The sequence below is a fragment of the Lysobacter sp. P5_B12 genome (assembly GCF_056400425.1).
Map to the genome: position 1 here is coordinate 63,706 of NZ_JBFULG010000005.1, position 13,288 is coordinate 76,993.

Genomic DNA, 13,288 nt, shown 5'->3' on the forward strand with positions numbered 1-13,288 from the left:
TCAATGAGGATAACGCGATAATTGCAAGGCGTTCGCGCGCCAGCCCCTAACGTCGGCGCCATGAAACGCGAACAGGCCCTGTTCGGCGAGCGCCTACGAAGTGCCTTGAAAGCCGCTGGTTATCGGCAGAGCGCGTCGGAGATCGCTTACCTCATTGTCCGGCATGGCGGTGATCCCACCACGCCGCAAGCGGTTTCGCGTTGGTTGAACGGAAAGAGCATCCCGCGCCAGCGCAATCTCATCGTGTTGGCGCACCTGCTCCGTATCGAACCTACCGCGTTGCAGTACGGAACGGAGGCGACTTCCCGCGTTCGCGAGACGCGCGTCGAATTTCGCATTCCGGCGATGGATCAACATGCGATCGACGCGTTCATCGCGTTGCCGCCGAAGGCGCGCAAGGTGGTCCGGGAATTGATCGAGACGCTGCGCGAGAACGAGCAGAAGCGGAAGCGCTGAGCGCGTCGGCGAATCAGGCCACCCAGCCGCCGATCACGAACAAGGCCAGCACCGCCAGCCACAACAGCAGGATGCGCCACACCAGGCTCATCGCATCGCGCAGCTCGGGCAGGCCCGGCACGCCGCGCGAAACGGCCACGCCGCCGTCGGCGACATATTCGGTATCGATGTCGTCCAGGGCTTCGTCCGCCAGTTCGCTGCGCACGCTGGCGCGCGCGGCGGCGCCGAGGAAGCGCGTGTCGCCCGAATAACCCGCGCCGCCCGCGGTCTTCCAGGCCTGGAAGACGCTGTCGAAATTGCCGACCAGCGCCAGCGACAGCGTCATCAACTGCGCGACGGGCCAATCCAGGAAGGCGAGCAGCGTGCGCGCGGCCTGCGACGCACCTTCGGGCAAACGCCTGCGCGCTTCGCCCTGGGCGCACAACGACACCAGGCGATACAGCAACGCGCCGAACGCGCCGACGAGCAGGAACCAGAACAACACGCCGAACCAGCGCCAAAGCGCACAGCGGAACACCGCTTCGACCAGCGAGCCGCCGTCGAGCACCGGATCCACCTGGTCCGGGAACAGGCGCGCGGCCGCATCGCGGCGAGCGACCGGATCGGCGGCGTTGACCACCGCTTCGACATCGTGGTCCAGGTCGCGTGGCCCCCACGCGTAGAACAGCGCGACCAGGGCGAAGACGAATGCCGGGAAACCGTAGAAGTCCCCGCGCAAGGCGATCTGCAACAACGCGATCAGCAACAGCGGCGGGCCGATCGCGAACAACAGCCCGCCCGCGCCGCGCCACGATGCGTTGTCGCCAAGTTGCGCGGCGAGCCATTCGAGCCAGCGGATGAACCAGTCGTAGCGGCGCAACGCCACCAACGCCGGCATCGAGTGACCGACGATCAGCGCGATGACGACGGCGATCAACGTAATGGACATCGACGACCTCGGGCGAGCGGATCCGCGACATCGGACCCGTCAGCGGCATGATACGGAATCATCCCATGCGCATTCAGCGCGTGACGGATGCCAACCACGACTGGATCAACCAACGTGCGATGGAAATCGGCGCGGACAACGCGATGCCGCCTTCCTCTTCCTCCGGTCCCACGGCCCAGTCGCGCGCCAATCCGGCTTCGATGGTTTCGGCATCGAACCAGCGCGCGTCGTCGAGCTCGTCCCCCACCACGGGGACATCGGGTCCCGCTTCGGCTAGGAAACCGAGCATCAGCGAGCCGGGAAACGGCCAGGGCTGCGATGCGAGGTAACGACACGAGCGCACGCGCACGCCGGTTTCCTCGAGCACTTCGCGGGCGACGGTCTGTTCGAGCGATTCGCCGGGTTCGACGAAACCGGCGATCACCGACCAGCGCCGCGGCGGCCAGTTGCGCTGGCGCCCGAGCAGCAGTCGCTTGCCGTCGGTGACCGCGGCGATGATCGCCTGGTCGGTGCGTGGGTACTGTTCGGTGCCGCAGCGCGTGCACTGGCCGAGCCAGCCGGCGCGCACGAATCCGAGTTCGCCGCCGCACACGCCGCAGAAGCGGTGGCGCGCATGCCAATGCAGCATCGCGCGGGCCTGCGCGAAGACGGTGGCGTCGAAGGCCGGCCATTGCGTGGCCGCGGTGCGCAGCTCGATGCGCCCCGGTGCGTCGAAGCCCACGACCTTCGCCGACTGGGCAAACCACGCCTGGCCTTCGCGCAAGCCGAGGAAAATCGCGGTGCCGGGCCCGCCACCGAGCGTCCAGCCCTCCGGCGCGAGCAAGGCATCGTCGCTGTCGGCGAATGCGCGGCCGTCTTCTTCCAGCACGACGATGCGTGCCTGCGGCCAGAGCGTTGCGAGGGTTTCGGCGTCGTCGCGCAGGTGGTCGGCGCGATCCAGCGCGCCGTCGACGAACGCGAAAGGCGACGCGTGCGTCACACCGTGAAGCTGCTGCCGCAGCCGCACGTGGTCTTCGCGTTGGGGTTGCGGATGACGAACTGCGCGCCCTGCAGGCTCTCGCTGTAATCCACTTCCGCACCCATCAGGTATTGCAGGCTGAGCGGATCGACGAGCAGCGTCACGCCGTCGGTTTCCACCGCCACGTCGTCATCGCCGCGCGATTCGTCGAATTCGAACCCGTACTGGAAGCCCGAACACCCGCCGCCCTGGATGTAGACGCGCAGCTTGAGCTCGGCGTTGCCTTCCTCGGCGATGAGTTCGCGGACCTTGGCCGCCGCGGCCGGCGAAAACTGCACGGGGGCGTCCAGCTGCTGCCAGGTGGGGAAATCGATCAGTTCCATGCGCCACAAGATGCGGGCCTCAGGCGCCGCAATCAAGCGGCGCGCGCCCAAACGCTGCGAATCGGAGAAACGACGCCCTCAGGCGACGGCGGCGAGCGCCGGAAGCTCGGGCACGGCGGCCGGGGTGGCGTCGGCGTGGACGAGCAACCCGGTGAGCTGGGCGCCGGCGTGCATTTCGACCACGCGGTAGTGCACGTTGCCCTGCACGCGGGCCTTGGCGGCCAGTTCGATGCGCTCGGAGGCATGGACATCGCCCTCCATGCGGCCGTCGATCATCACGACCGGTGCGCGCACTTCCCCCTGGATGCAGCCGTGTTCGGACAGCATCAGCACGGCCTGCGCCCCCTCGGTGGCGGTGACGCGGCCGATGATGCGGCCTTCGACATAGAGCCCGCCGCTGAACTCGATATCCCCGCGGACCACGACCTGCGGGCCGATGAGCGTGTCGACGGCCTGGCCGTCGCGCGCGGAGGGTTTGCCTTGCGAACTCTTGAACATCCCGTTACTCCCCAGGAGACGACATCGTTGTCCACGCGAGCGCCGTGTCGACGTTCGCGCCCTTGCCGCGCAGCGCCACCTTGACGCGCTGCGGCGTGAAACCGGCGGGCAACACAATGCTGCCGCCGAGCCGCTGGAAATAGCGGAATTCGTATTGTTGCCCCGCAGCCGCGGGCTTTTGTTGCATCTCGTCCCACTTCACCGTCGTCAGGCGTCCGTCCCTCACCCCTTCGACGTCGAACTTCATTTCGCCCTGGCTCACCGCGCCGCGATTGAGGCTTTGCGTGAGCACCACCTGGTAGCGCCAACTGCCGCCGGCCTCGCGCTCGAATTCGGCCGAATGCACCGAGAGGCCCTTGCGCTCGCCGCCGCTTCCCACGAAGCGTTCATAGAACGCCACGTCGGCACGCAGGCTCGCGATCTGCTCGTCCTTGTCGGCCAGCATCGCCTGCACGTCGCGGTTGGCGTCGCGGGTGATCTGGTCCGAACGCGTCAGGGTGCTGACGCGTTGTTCCAGCTCGGAGACCTGGGACTGCGTGGCTTTCAGCTGGTGCTGGCTTTGGGCGATGCGGGCTTCGGGCGACCCGACCGCCGGCTTGCCCAGCCACCACGCCAGTCCACCCCCCACCAGCAGCCCCAGCACGAGCGCCGCCACGAGCCAGCCCCAGGCCGGCAGGCGGCCCCGGCCTTCACGCGGGACGATCTCGAATTGCGGGCTGGGCCTGGTCGGCTCCATCGGGGCGAGCTCCACGGGACGACACGGGGACCGTGCCTATACTCGGGGCGGCGAGTGTACGGCCTTTGCCCGCCGGCCGATGGAGGAAGCTGCCATGTCCGAAGCGCATCTTTTCGCGATCGGGATTCTGCTGGCCTGGCTTGCGGGAATCCGCGTGTACCTGACGGTGTTCGGCATCGGCCTGGCCGGCGCCCTGGGCTGGCTCGACCTCCCCACGGCCCTGGAGCCGACGACCTCGCCGTGGGTGCTCGGCACCTCGGGCCTGCTGGCGGCGGTGGAGTTCTTCGCCGACAAGATCCCGGGCGTCGACTCGGGCTGGGACCTGTTGCACACGGTGCTGCGCGTGCCCGTCGGTGCGTTCCTCGCGGCCGCCACGCTCTCGCCCGACGGCCACCTGGGCGCCGGCATGCTGGCCACCGGCGCGGGCGTGGCCCTGACCAGCCATGTGCTGAAGGCCGGCAGCCGCGCGCTACTGAATACCTCCCCCGAACCGGTGAGCAACTGGACCGCCTCGGTGACCGAGGACGCGGCCGTGGTCGGCGGCCTGGCGCTGGCCTTCGCGCACCCGTGGATCGCATTGGCGATCGTCATCGCGATCAGCGTGCTGATGGCCACCGCGGTCTGGTGGGTGTGGCAGCGCGTGCGGCGCGCGCTTTTCGGGCCCCGCACGGTGCAGGCGACCACGAATGTGCCGCATTGAGAATCGCGTCACGGCTTGCAAGCGGCTGGCCGAAGGCGTATCCAGTTTTCGTGCTCTTCCCTTGATGGGGAGCAAGGGATAATGGCGGCACACGCCGGGGGAGCCGATGCCCGCCACCAAAAAACGCCAACAGGCGTCGTCTGATCCGCTGTCGCAGTTCCGCGACGGCGTCGATGGCCTTGCGCAGCATTTGCGCAGCCGCCGCGCGATGGGCTGGGATCCCGGCTCGTTCGAACAGATCGCGCACGAAATCGACCGTCTCCACGGGCAGGCTGTCCGCCTCGACCCGCGCTGGGCCGGCATGCTCGCGCAGTTGCATTCGCAGATGTCGGCCGCGCGCGTCGCGCAACACATGCCGGATGCCGCTTCGACCGCGCAGCTGATTTCGGTCGCCGAAAACCTGATGTTGCAGTTGCCGTCCGCCGCGCAGGTGGCCGAAGACGAGACCGCCGCGCGCGCGGAAACGCCGCCGCAGGCGTACTGGCGCCGCTGGAGCGAAGACGCACCGCCCGCCGATGCCGCCGAAGATGTCACCTCGGGCGAATTGGCAGAGTCCTCCGCTTCGTCCTCGAGCGAACCGCATTCGAGCACCGCCCCCGAAGACGTCGCCCTGCCCCCGCTGGGCACGGGCGAAGAACCGCCGTATCGCGTGCTGATCGTCGAAGACGACCGCGCGCAGGCCATGTTCGCCGAGGGCGTGTTGAACGGCGCCGGCATCGAAGCGGTCGTCGCCGCCGAATCGCGCGACGTGCTCGACACGATGCAGCGCATCAAGCCCGACCTGGTGCTGATGGACCTGCACATGCCCGGCATGTCGGGCACCGAACTGACGACGATGATCCGCGCGCACGAATCGTTCCTGCACACGCCGATCGTCTTCCTCACCGGCGATCCGGATCCGGAAAAGCAATACGAAGTGCTCGAAGTCGGCGCCGATGATTTCCTGCAGAAGCCCATTCGCCCGCGCCACCTCATCGCCGCCATCGAAAGCCGCGTCAAGCGCGCGCGCATCCTCGGCAAGCAGCGCATGACCGAAGCCAGCCGCCATCCGGCGACCGGCCTGATGGCGCGCCCGGTGTTGCTGCAGCAATTGAGCACCGCGTTGCCGGCGAGCGCGGGCGGCATCTACTTCCTCGAGATCGAAGGCACGTCCACGCTGCGCGAACGCTTCGGCTACGCCGCGCTGGAACGCCTGATGACCGAAGCCGGCCGGCGCCTGGGCGCGCTCGCCGGCGTGCATCCGGCCACGCGCCTGAACGACCACTCCTTCCTGGTCTACACGCCGAACCTGGAAGACCTCGCGCTGGATCGCCAGGCGCGCGTGTGGCGCGACGGGTTGTCGCAGAAGCCCTTCGATGTCGACGGGCACACGATCAAGTTGCGCGTCACGGTCGGTTACACGGCTTTGCGCCACGGCTTCACCGATGCGGGCGGCGCGCTCGAAGCCGCCGAACAGGCCTCGCGCCACGCACGGTCGCAGGCGCTGGGCATCTTCGCGTTCGAACCGCCGGACCACGGCCAGACGAGCGACCTGTCCGATTACCTGCGCGACGCGCTCGCGGACGATCGTTTCGAATTGATCTACCAGCCGATCGTCGCCGTCGCCGGCGGCGACGAGGCGCAATACCAGACGCTGCTGCGCATGCAGGCCTCCGACGGCACGATGCACAACGCCGCCGAGATCGTGCCCGCCGCCGAACAGGCCGGCATGATCCACGACATCGATCGCTGGGTGCTGGAACGCGCACTCGACGTGTTGCAGCAGCGACGCGCGCAGAGCCGGCCGGTGCGCCTGTTCGTGCCCCAGTCCTCGCGCACGCTCGCACGCGATGCGTATGCCGAATGGCTCGCCTCGGCGATCACCGTGCGCGGCCTGGAAGGCCCGTCGCTGGTCATCGACATCCGCCTGGCCGATGCCCTGATCCATGCGGTCACGCTGAAAACCTTCTGCGACCAACTCGTACCGGTGGGCGTGCAGTTCTGCCTGAGCCAGTACGAGCATTCGCCGGATGCCGATGCGCTCCTCTCGCAGTTGCCGCTCGGTTACATCCGCCTGTCCGCGCGCTATGCGCATGCCGACGGCGGCGCGCTGCGCGATGCGATGCGCACCTCCATCGATCGCGCGCATCGCCAAGGTCTGCAGGTGATCGGCCATAGCGTCGAGGATCCGCAAGCCGCGGCGACGCTGTGGATGAGCGGCATCGACTTCATCCAGGGCAACCTCGTGCAACAGGCGGCGAGCGAGCTCGACTTCGACTTCAAGAACGCGGTGCTCTGATGCCCGAACGCCAGGCCACGAGCCGCTGGCTCACGATGCGGTGGCTGGCGCTCGGCGCCGCCGCCGGTGCTGCGGTTTCCCTTGCGCTGGAAGCCGGGGGGATCGAAGGTCCCTGGCAATTCGCCGCGCTGCTCTTCGTGCTGACGGCGCTCATCGCGCTGATGGCCGTGGTGTATGTGCTCCATCGCCGCGACCAGCAAATGGCGGCGATGGAAGACAAGGCCGAGCGGGGGCAGTTCCAGGTCGACCAGTTGCAGCGCGAGATCCAGCGCCACCACGAACTCGAACAGCAATTGACCAAGGCCAAGCAGGCGGCCGAATCCGCGGTCCTGGCCAAGGGCGAATTCCTCGCCACGATGAGCCACGAAATCCGCACGCCGCTCAACGGCATCGTGCCGATGCTCGACCTGCTGCTGCACGCGCGCCTGCTGCCCGACCAGCACGAGCTGGTGCGCACTGCGTACACCTCGTCGCAGCAGTTGCTGCGCATCGTCGACGACATCCTCGACTACTCCAAGCTCGAAGCGAACAAGCTCGAACTGGAAACGACAACCTTCAATTTGCGCGACCTGCTCGAAGCGGTCATGCAATTGATGGAACGCCCCGCCGAATCCAAGGGGCTGCGCCTGCACCTGCACCTGGATCCGGGCGTGCGCCTGCCCGTGCGCGGCGATCCGGTGCGCCTGCGCCAGGTGCTGACGAACCTGATCAGCAACGCGGTGAAGTTCACCGAACGCGGATCGATTTCGATCGGCGTGCGCCGCGTCGGCGAAACCACGGCGCAGCATCAGCTTCGCTTCGAAGTGCGCGACACCGGCATCGGCATCGCGACCGATGCGCAGTCGCGCCTGTTCCATGCGTTCACGCAGGCCGATGCGTCGACGACGCGTTTGTACGGCGGCACGGGCCTGGGCCTGGCGATCTGCCATCGCATCGTGGACCTGATGGGCGGCCGCATCGGCGTGCAGTCCGAACCCGGCCACGGCGCGACCTTCCATTTCGAGATTCCGCTGCTGAAGGTGCTCGGCGACATGCCGACGCGCGAAGCCGACCTCAGCGGGCAACGCTTGCTGCTGCTGACGTCCGATGCGCGCCTGCGCACGCGCCTGAGCATGTTGGTGCCGAACTGGGGATTGCGCGTCACGGCGGTGGAAACGACGCAGGAAGCGCTCGATCGACTGCGCGCGGCCGCGACGCAGGGCCCGCCGTGGACCTACGGCGTGGTGCTCGCGGACCTGGCGAGCATGCGCAATACGGCGATCGCCTTGCATCGCAACGTCGGCCGCCATGCGAGTTTCGGCGACGTGCGCCTGGTGTACCTGTATTCCGACGAAGAAGTGCCGCAGGAATTGCACACCGGCGCAACGCTGCTGCCGCGCCAGGCGCCGGATGCGGAATTGCGCGCAGCACTCGCGCAACGCGCCCCGCGCGGCGAGACGACGGAAGAACGCAAGGCCAGCGACAGCGACAAACCCGCCCGGCATTGGCAGGCGCGCGTGCTGCTCGTCGAGGACAACCCGGTCAACCTGCTCGTCGCGCAACGCCTGCTGAGCGTGCTCGGACTCGAGTGCGACACCGCCACCAACGGCGAAGCGGCGCTGATGCGCATGCGCGACGGCAACTACGACTTGGTGTTGATGGATTGCCAGATGCCGGTGCTCGATGGGTACAGCGCCGCACAGAAGTGGCGCGAGATCGAAGCCGCCGATCCGACGGGCCCGCACCTTCCGATCGTCGCGATGACGGCCAACGCGATGGCCGGCGACCGCCAGCGCTGCCTCGACGCGGGGATGGACGATTACCTCGCCAAGCCGGTGACGCGCGGCCAACTCGAACATTGCCTGCGCCGCTGGCTGCAGGAAGCGCCGCGTGCGCGTGCGCCGTCGGCGGCTGCATTCGCGAACGCGAACGCCGGCAATGCGATGCCGGCGCAGAAGGCCGCGCCGGCCGCGTCGCCGACGCCGCGTCCGCCTTCCTTCGCGATGCCGACCGTGGAGACCACCGACATGCCCGTGCCACCGCCGCAGCCGCCTGCCGCGCCGCTTGAAGTGCCGCCGTCGGAAATGGTCTCGGCGCCGGTCGATCCGATCATCGACGACGGTGCGCTCGACGAGCTCTACGCCGTCATCGGCGCCGATGCCTCGCGCATCGTGCAAGTGTTCCTGGAAGATGCGCCGCACCTGCTCGCGCAGCTGGAACGTGCCGCGCTGGCGCCGGACTTCAATGCGCTGCGCGAAGCGGCCCATTCCCTGAAGTCCTCGAGCGCGAACCTGGGCGCGATGGCCCTGTCCGCCGCGGCCAAGCGCATCGAACTCGGCGCGCGGATGGAAACGCTGGATCGGCCCGCGGTCGCGGTGACGATGTTGACGGACGAATTCGAACGCGCGCGTGCGGCGCTGCAGCTTCGGCTGCGGAAACGCCGCACGGCAGAAGCCTGACGCTTACTCTTCGATCTTCGTGAGCAGGTAGTTCGCTTCGCCCAGGCGATCGATCAACGCCAACTGCGTTTCGATCCAGTCGATGTGTTCTTCCTCGGAATCGAGGATGTCGGTGAACAGGCGGCGGCTCACCGAGTCGCGGATGCTTTCGCAGTACGCGATCGCATCGCGCAAGGTCGGCAGGGCTTCGAGTTCGAGCGCGAGGTCGGCCTGCAGCACTTCGCGCGGGTTCTCGCCGATGCGCAGCTTGCCCAGCGCCTGGAAGTTCGGCAGGCCTTCGAGGAACAGGATGCGCTCGGCCAGGCGATCGGCGTGCTTCATCTCGTCGATCGATTCCTTGTACTCGTGCTCGGCCAATTCCTTCAGGCCCCAGTTCTTCAGCATCTTGGCGTGCAGGAAGTACTGGTTGATCGCGGTGAGCTCGTTGTAGAGCGCCCGATTGAGATGTTCGATGACCTTGGGGTCGCCCTTCATGTCCGTGCTCCGTGCTTCGAATGCGCGGATGCTAGCGCCATCACGCGCACGGCGACGAAACGCGATGCGTTTGCATCAACGCTCGCGAACTTTCGGACGAAACAACGAGCCGCGTCAGGCGGCTTGCAGCACCGGGAGCTCGGCGAAGCCCGGCTCTGCCGGCGCGTGGCGGGCGAGCAGGTCGGCCGCCATGTCCATGCAGCTGCCGCAGGAGGAACCGGCGCCGGTGCGCATCGTCAGCTCGGACACGCTCGTGACGCCGTTTTCCGCGGCTTCGCGAATCGTGGTGTCGGTGATGCCGTGGCAGATGCAGACGAACATGGGGGAGGAACCGCAGGCCGGGGAGGACGGCGCCATTTCCCCATAAATGCGAATCATTGTCAATTCGCTTCGGGTGCGGATCCCCCGCCGCGTTCACCTGCGACCACCCGGCGGCGCGGCCGCTGGCGGCCGTGGGCGCCCAAGTCCGGGCGCAGGTCTTTGCTCGGATGAGGGATCGCAGTCGGACCGGCCACCTGCCGCGCAAACGGGGCCAGATGCCCTAGGGCGCTGGCATAGACGCTGCGCTTGAAGTTCACCACGTGCTCGACCGGGTACCAGAAGTCCACCCAGCGCCAATGGTCGAATTCAGGTTTCTCGGTACTGTCCAGGCACAGGTGGCATTCCTCGCCCGTGAACTGCAGCAGGTACCACACCTGCTTCTGCCCGATGCAGACCAGCTTGTCGTTGCGGCGGATGGCCCGTTGCGGCAGGCGATAGCGCAGCCAGCCGGGCGTGACGCCCAGGACCGCCACGTGGTCCGGCAGCAGGCCGGTTTCCTCGCGCAGCTCGCGATACATCGCCTCGAGCGGCGTCTCGTCGGTATTCATCCCGCCTTGCGGGAACTGCCAGCCGTCGCGGTGGACACGGCGCGCCCAGAACACCCGTCCATCCGGGTGCATGAGCACGATGCCCACGTTGGGCCGGTAACCGTCCGGATCGATCACGATGCGGACTCCTCAATGCACTGCGACCGACTCTGCCACGCCCCCGCCGCCCCCACAAGCGAACTTTGGTGAAGCATCGCGAGCATTGACGCGGCAGCCCCCTGCCGTGAATAATTCGCGGCTCTCCGCGTGGCTATGTAGCTCAGCCGGTTAGAGCACAGCACTCATAATGCTGGGGTCGGTGGTTCGAGTCCACCCATAGCCACCACACGTCGAAGGCCGGCCTTGCGCCGGCCTTTTGCGTTTTTCAGCCCTTCACCGGCATCGGTTCCGGGAATTTCCACGACCCGTCGAGGACCGCCTTGCGCGGCCGATACAGCCGCACGAGGTAATTCCAGCCGGGCGTGACGGGCAGGCAGTTGGGCACCTTGCCCTCGCAGCCGCCGAACTGGATCGCGATCGAACCATCCGGCGATTTCTGCGCCGTGATGTTGTTGAACGAGTACGCGTTCTGCGGATTGACCTGGAAGAATCCTTTCGCGTCGTACACCGTCACCGACCAGAACCCATCCACCGGCACGTCCTTCACGACGAGACGATAAATCGTGCTGCCGTCGTTCTGCTCGGGCGTGAAGTTGAGATACGTCGCTTCCTTCTCCGGATTGCCGCCCCACGCCGTGGCCACGCCGATCAGGCGGCGCACGGGTTCGACGTCGGCCTTCATGCCGAACATGCGGTTCTTGTCGGGCAAGGTATCGCCGAGCACGGTCAAGGCATCGGTCAGCTTCTTGTAGTCGCCCATGTTCCATTTGGGAATTTCGAACTTGCCGGGGCCGCCGGGTTGTTCGAGCTTCACTTCATCCTGCTTCGCGTGCACGGCCTCCATGTCGGCCGGCTTGCCCGGGTCGACCAACATGCGCAGTGCGGCGAGCGCATAACGCGTGCCGATCTCCTTGCGCGTGATCACGTAGCGCCCGGGCTTGTAGGTGACCAAGTGCGTGTACTGGTCTTCGTCGAAGACTTGCATCGACATGAAGCGTTCGCCGACATCGGGCAAGGTCACCGTCACCGGTCCCGCATCCAGGTCGAGCACCGCGGCCGAATACAAGGTGTCGCGGTTCTGGCGAACAACCTGTTGTTTGTCGAGCGGCGTGAGTTCGCGGTTGTGGTGGAAACTGCCGATGCCCCCGTCCTTCACGACGTTGGCGAAGGCAAGGTCGGTGGCCGCGCGACCGTAATTGTCCGCGGTGACGGGCACCGAGCCAGGCTCGGGCGGCGGCGCCCCCGTCGCGGGTGCTTCGGCGATCGGCGCCGCGGGTTGCGTGGCGGTCGACGCGGGCGCAACCGGCGCCTGCGAGCGCTGGCACCCCGCAAAGACAAGAACGATGGACGTCACCAGGACCAGGCGCATGGGCGGACTCCTTCGGGCACCGATCCGCAGGATCGCCGCGCTCGCCGGCGCGCGCCTCAGTAGTTCTACGCAACGACGACCCGCTGTTTTTCGGAGCCGGCAAGCCGTAACAGGCGCGGAAGACTAGAATTGCGCCATGGACATCTTCAAATCCTTCACCCTGGAAGCCGCGCACCGGCTCCCGAACGTTCCGCCGGGCCACAAGTGCGCGCGCCTGCACGGGCATTCGTTCCGCGTGGAGATCCACGTTTCGGGCGAACCCGGGGCCGACACGGGCTGGGTGATGGATTTCGCCGACATCAAGACGGCATTCCGCCCGCTGTACGACCAACTCGACCACCACTATCTCAACGACATCGACGGTCTAGAAAACCCGACCAGCGAAGTGCTCGCGAAGTGGATCTTCACGCGCCTGAAACCGGCGCTGCCGCAGCTGTCGGAAATCGTCGTCAACGAAACCTGCACGTCCGGTTGCCGCTACCGCGGCGACTGAAAGCGCGTCAGATCCGCAAGCGCGGATCGAGCTTGAGCGGCGTCAGTTGATCCAGGTGCAGCTTCGCGAAGTCGGGATGCTGCGGGTTCAGCAGGATGTTGCATTCGCCTTCGCACACCGCGCTCGGCACGCGTAGCGCGAGCGAATCCTGCGCCTTCGCCCACCGGTCGCCGATCTGGCGCACGGTGTCGCGATAAGGACGCTCTTTCCAGTCGCTCGGAAGATCCAGTTGCGCGAGCACGCTGCCCATCGGGACCGTCGCCCGTGCGAGCAGCAATTCATCGGGTGTCTCGCCTTCCACGTGCACGAGGTATTCGAGCATCGCCGAGGCCGGCGACAAGGATGCGTACACCCCCGGCGTGCGCGGCGAGGTCCAGCGTCCACCCGAATCGGCGCCCGAACCCGAGAACGGCTCGGCTGCCTTGCGGGGTTCGATCACCCGATACACATGCAACTGATCGCCCGTCAGCCCCAGCTCGTGCAGCGGCATCTGCGATTGCGTCGGCGTGGCGGTCACCGGTTGCGACTGCGACGAGGGATCGCTGGCGGGGAAGGAATCGGCGATCGACTTGTCCAGGGCCAGTTCTGCGGACTTGCTTGTGCTCATCT

At 67.0% G+C, this 13,288-nt stretch carries 15 protein-coding genes and 1 tRNA gene; 6 read left to right on the forward strand and 10 right to left on the reverse strand.

Annotated elements, in window-relative coordinates:
* Window positions 1-21: 21 nt before the first annotated feature.
* The gene (locus AC1DOM_RS09590) at window positions 22-456 is read left to right on the forward strand and encodes a helix-turn-helix domain-containing protein (RefSeq protein WP_498962630.1); all 435 of its coding nucleotides are present in this window, start codon (window positions 22-24) and stop codon (window positions 454-456) included.
* Window positions 457-469: 13 nt separating this feature from the next.
* On the opposite strand, the gene AC1DOM_RS09595 is transcribed toward AC1DOM_RS09590, so the two are convergent.
* From AC1DOM_RS09595 to AC1DOM_RS09615, 5 genes are all read right to left on the reverse strand, one after another.
* Complete coding sequence (locus tag AC1DOM_RS09595) at window positions 470-1,384, reverse strand: hypothetical protein (protein ID WP_498962632.1); 915 nt, start codon at window positions 1,382-1,384, stop codon at window positions 470-472.
* 73 nt (window positions 1,385-1,457) lie between these two features.
* Window positions 1,458-2,363: an NAD(+) diphosphatase gene (gene nudC / locus AC1DOM_RS09600; protein WP_498962634.1), complete on the reverse strand. Its 906-nt coding sequence runs from the start codon at window positions 2,361-2,363 to the stop codon at window positions 1,458-1,460.
* Window positions 2,360-2,725, reverse strand: coding sequence for an iron-sulfur cluster insertion protein ErpA (erpA, locus tag AC1DOM_RS09605; RefSeq protein WP_498962636.1), 366 nt, complete (start codon window positions 2,723-2,725; stop codon window positions 2,360-2,362). The genes nudC and erpA overlap by 4 nt, the downstream gene beginning before the upstream one ends.
* A 78-nt stretch (window positions 2,726-2,803) precedes the next feature.
* Window positions 2,804-3,223 carry a bactofilin family protein gene (locus AC1DOM_RS09610; RefSeq protein WP_498962638.1) on the reverse strand — a complete coding sequence of 140 codons (420 nt, stop codon included), beginning with the start codon at window positions 3,221-3,223 and terminating at the stop codon, window positions 2,804-2,806.
* A gap of 4 nt (window positions 3,224-3,227) precedes the next feature.
* Window positions 3,228-3,959 (reverse strand): DUF6776 family protein, encoded by a 732-nt coding sequence (locus AC1DOM_RS09615; RefSeq protein ID WP_498963002.1) that lies wholly within the window; start codon window positions 3,957-3,959, stop codon window positions 3,228-3,230.
* A 94-nt stretch (window positions 3,960-4,053) separates the two neighbouring features.
* Here AC1DOM_RS09615 and AC1DOM_RS09620 point away from each other — a divergent pair, with 94 nt between their 5' ends.
* The 3 genes from AC1DOM_RS09620 (at window position 4,054) to AC1DOM_RS09630 (ending at window position 9,375) form a co-directional block, all read left to right on the forward strand.
* Window positions 4,054-4,659: a DUF4126 domain-containing protein gene (locus tag AC1DOM_RS09620; RefSeq protein ID WP_498962640.1), complete on the forward strand. Its 606-nt coding sequence runs from the start codon at window positions 4,054-4,056 to the stop codon at window positions 4,657-4,659.
* 106 nt (window positions 4,660-4,765) lie between these two features.
* Window positions 4,766-6,937, forward strand: coding sequence for an EAL domain-containing protein (locus AC1DOM_RS09625; protein ID WP_498962641.1), 2,172 nt, complete (start codon window positions 4,766-4,768; stop codon window positions 6,935-6,937).
* A complete protein-coding gene (locus AC1DOM_RS09630; RefSeq protein ID WP_498962643.1) occupies window positions 6,937-9,375 on the forward strand; it encodes an ATP-binding protein in 2,439 nt (812 codons plus the stop codon). Before AC1DOM_RS09625 ends, AC1DOM_RS09630 begins: the two co-directional genes overlap by 1 nt.
* Before the next feature lie 3 nt (window positions 9,376-9,378).
* On the opposite strand, the gene bfr is transcribed toward AC1DOM_RS09630, so the two are convergent.
* From bfr to AC1DOM_RS09645, 3 genes are all read right to left on the reverse strand, one after another.
* A complete protein-coding gene (bfr, locus tag AC1DOM_RS09635; RefSeq protein WP_498962646.1) occupies window positions 9,379-9,849 on the reverse strand; it encodes a bacterioferritin in 471 nt (156 codons plus the stop codon).
* 114 nt (window positions 9,850-9,963) lie between these two features.
* Complete coding sequence (locus AC1DOM_RS09640) at window positions 9,964-10,170, reverse strand: (2Fe-2S)-binding protein (protein ID WP_498963004.1); 207 nt, start codon at window positions 10,168-10,170, stop codon at window positions 9,964-9,966.
* A 59-nt stretch (window positions 10,171-10,229) separates the two neighbouring features.
* A complete protein-coding gene (locus AC1DOM_RS09645) occupies window positions 10,230-10,835 on the reverse strand; it encodes an RNA pyrophosphohydrolase (protein ID WP_498962648.1) in 606 nt (201 codons plus the stop codon).
* 131 nt (window positions 10,836-10,966) lie between these two features.
* On the opposite strand from AC1DOM_RS09645, the gene AC1DOM_RS09650 reads away from it, so the two are divergent.
* Window positions 10,967-11,043 (forward strand) — tRNA-Met (locus tag AC1DOM_RS09650).
* A gap of 39 nt (window positions 11,044-11,082) precedes the next feature.
* Here AC1DOM_RS09650 and AC1DOM_RS09655 read toward each other — a convergent pair.
* Window positions 11,083-12,186: a DUF1254 domain-containing protein gene (locus AC1DOM_RS09655; protein ID WP_498962649.1), complete on the reverse strand. Its 1,104-nt coding sequence runs from the start codon at window positions 12,184-12,186 to the stop codon at window positions 11,083-11,085.
* 136 nt (window positions 12,187-12,322) lie between these two features.
* Here AC1DOM_RS09655 and queD point away from each other — a divergent pair, with 136 nt between their 5' ends.
* Window positions 12,323-12,679 (forward strand): 6-carboxytetrahydropterin synthase QueD, encoded by a 357-nt coding sequence (gene queD, locus AC1DOM_RS09660; protein ID WP_498962651.1) that lies wholly within the window; start codon window positions 12,323-12,325, stop codon window positions 12,677-12,679.
* Between the two features lie 7 nt (window positions 12,680-12,686).
* On the opposite strand, the gene AC1DOM_RS09665 is transcribed toward queD, so the two are convergent.
* A complete protein-coding gene (locus AC1DOM_RS09665) occupies window positions 12,687-13,286 on the reverse strand; it encodes an RES family NAD+ phosphorylase (protein ID WP_498962653.1) in 600 nt (199 codons plus the stop codon).
* Window positions 13,287-13,288 lie beyond the last annotated feature (2 nt).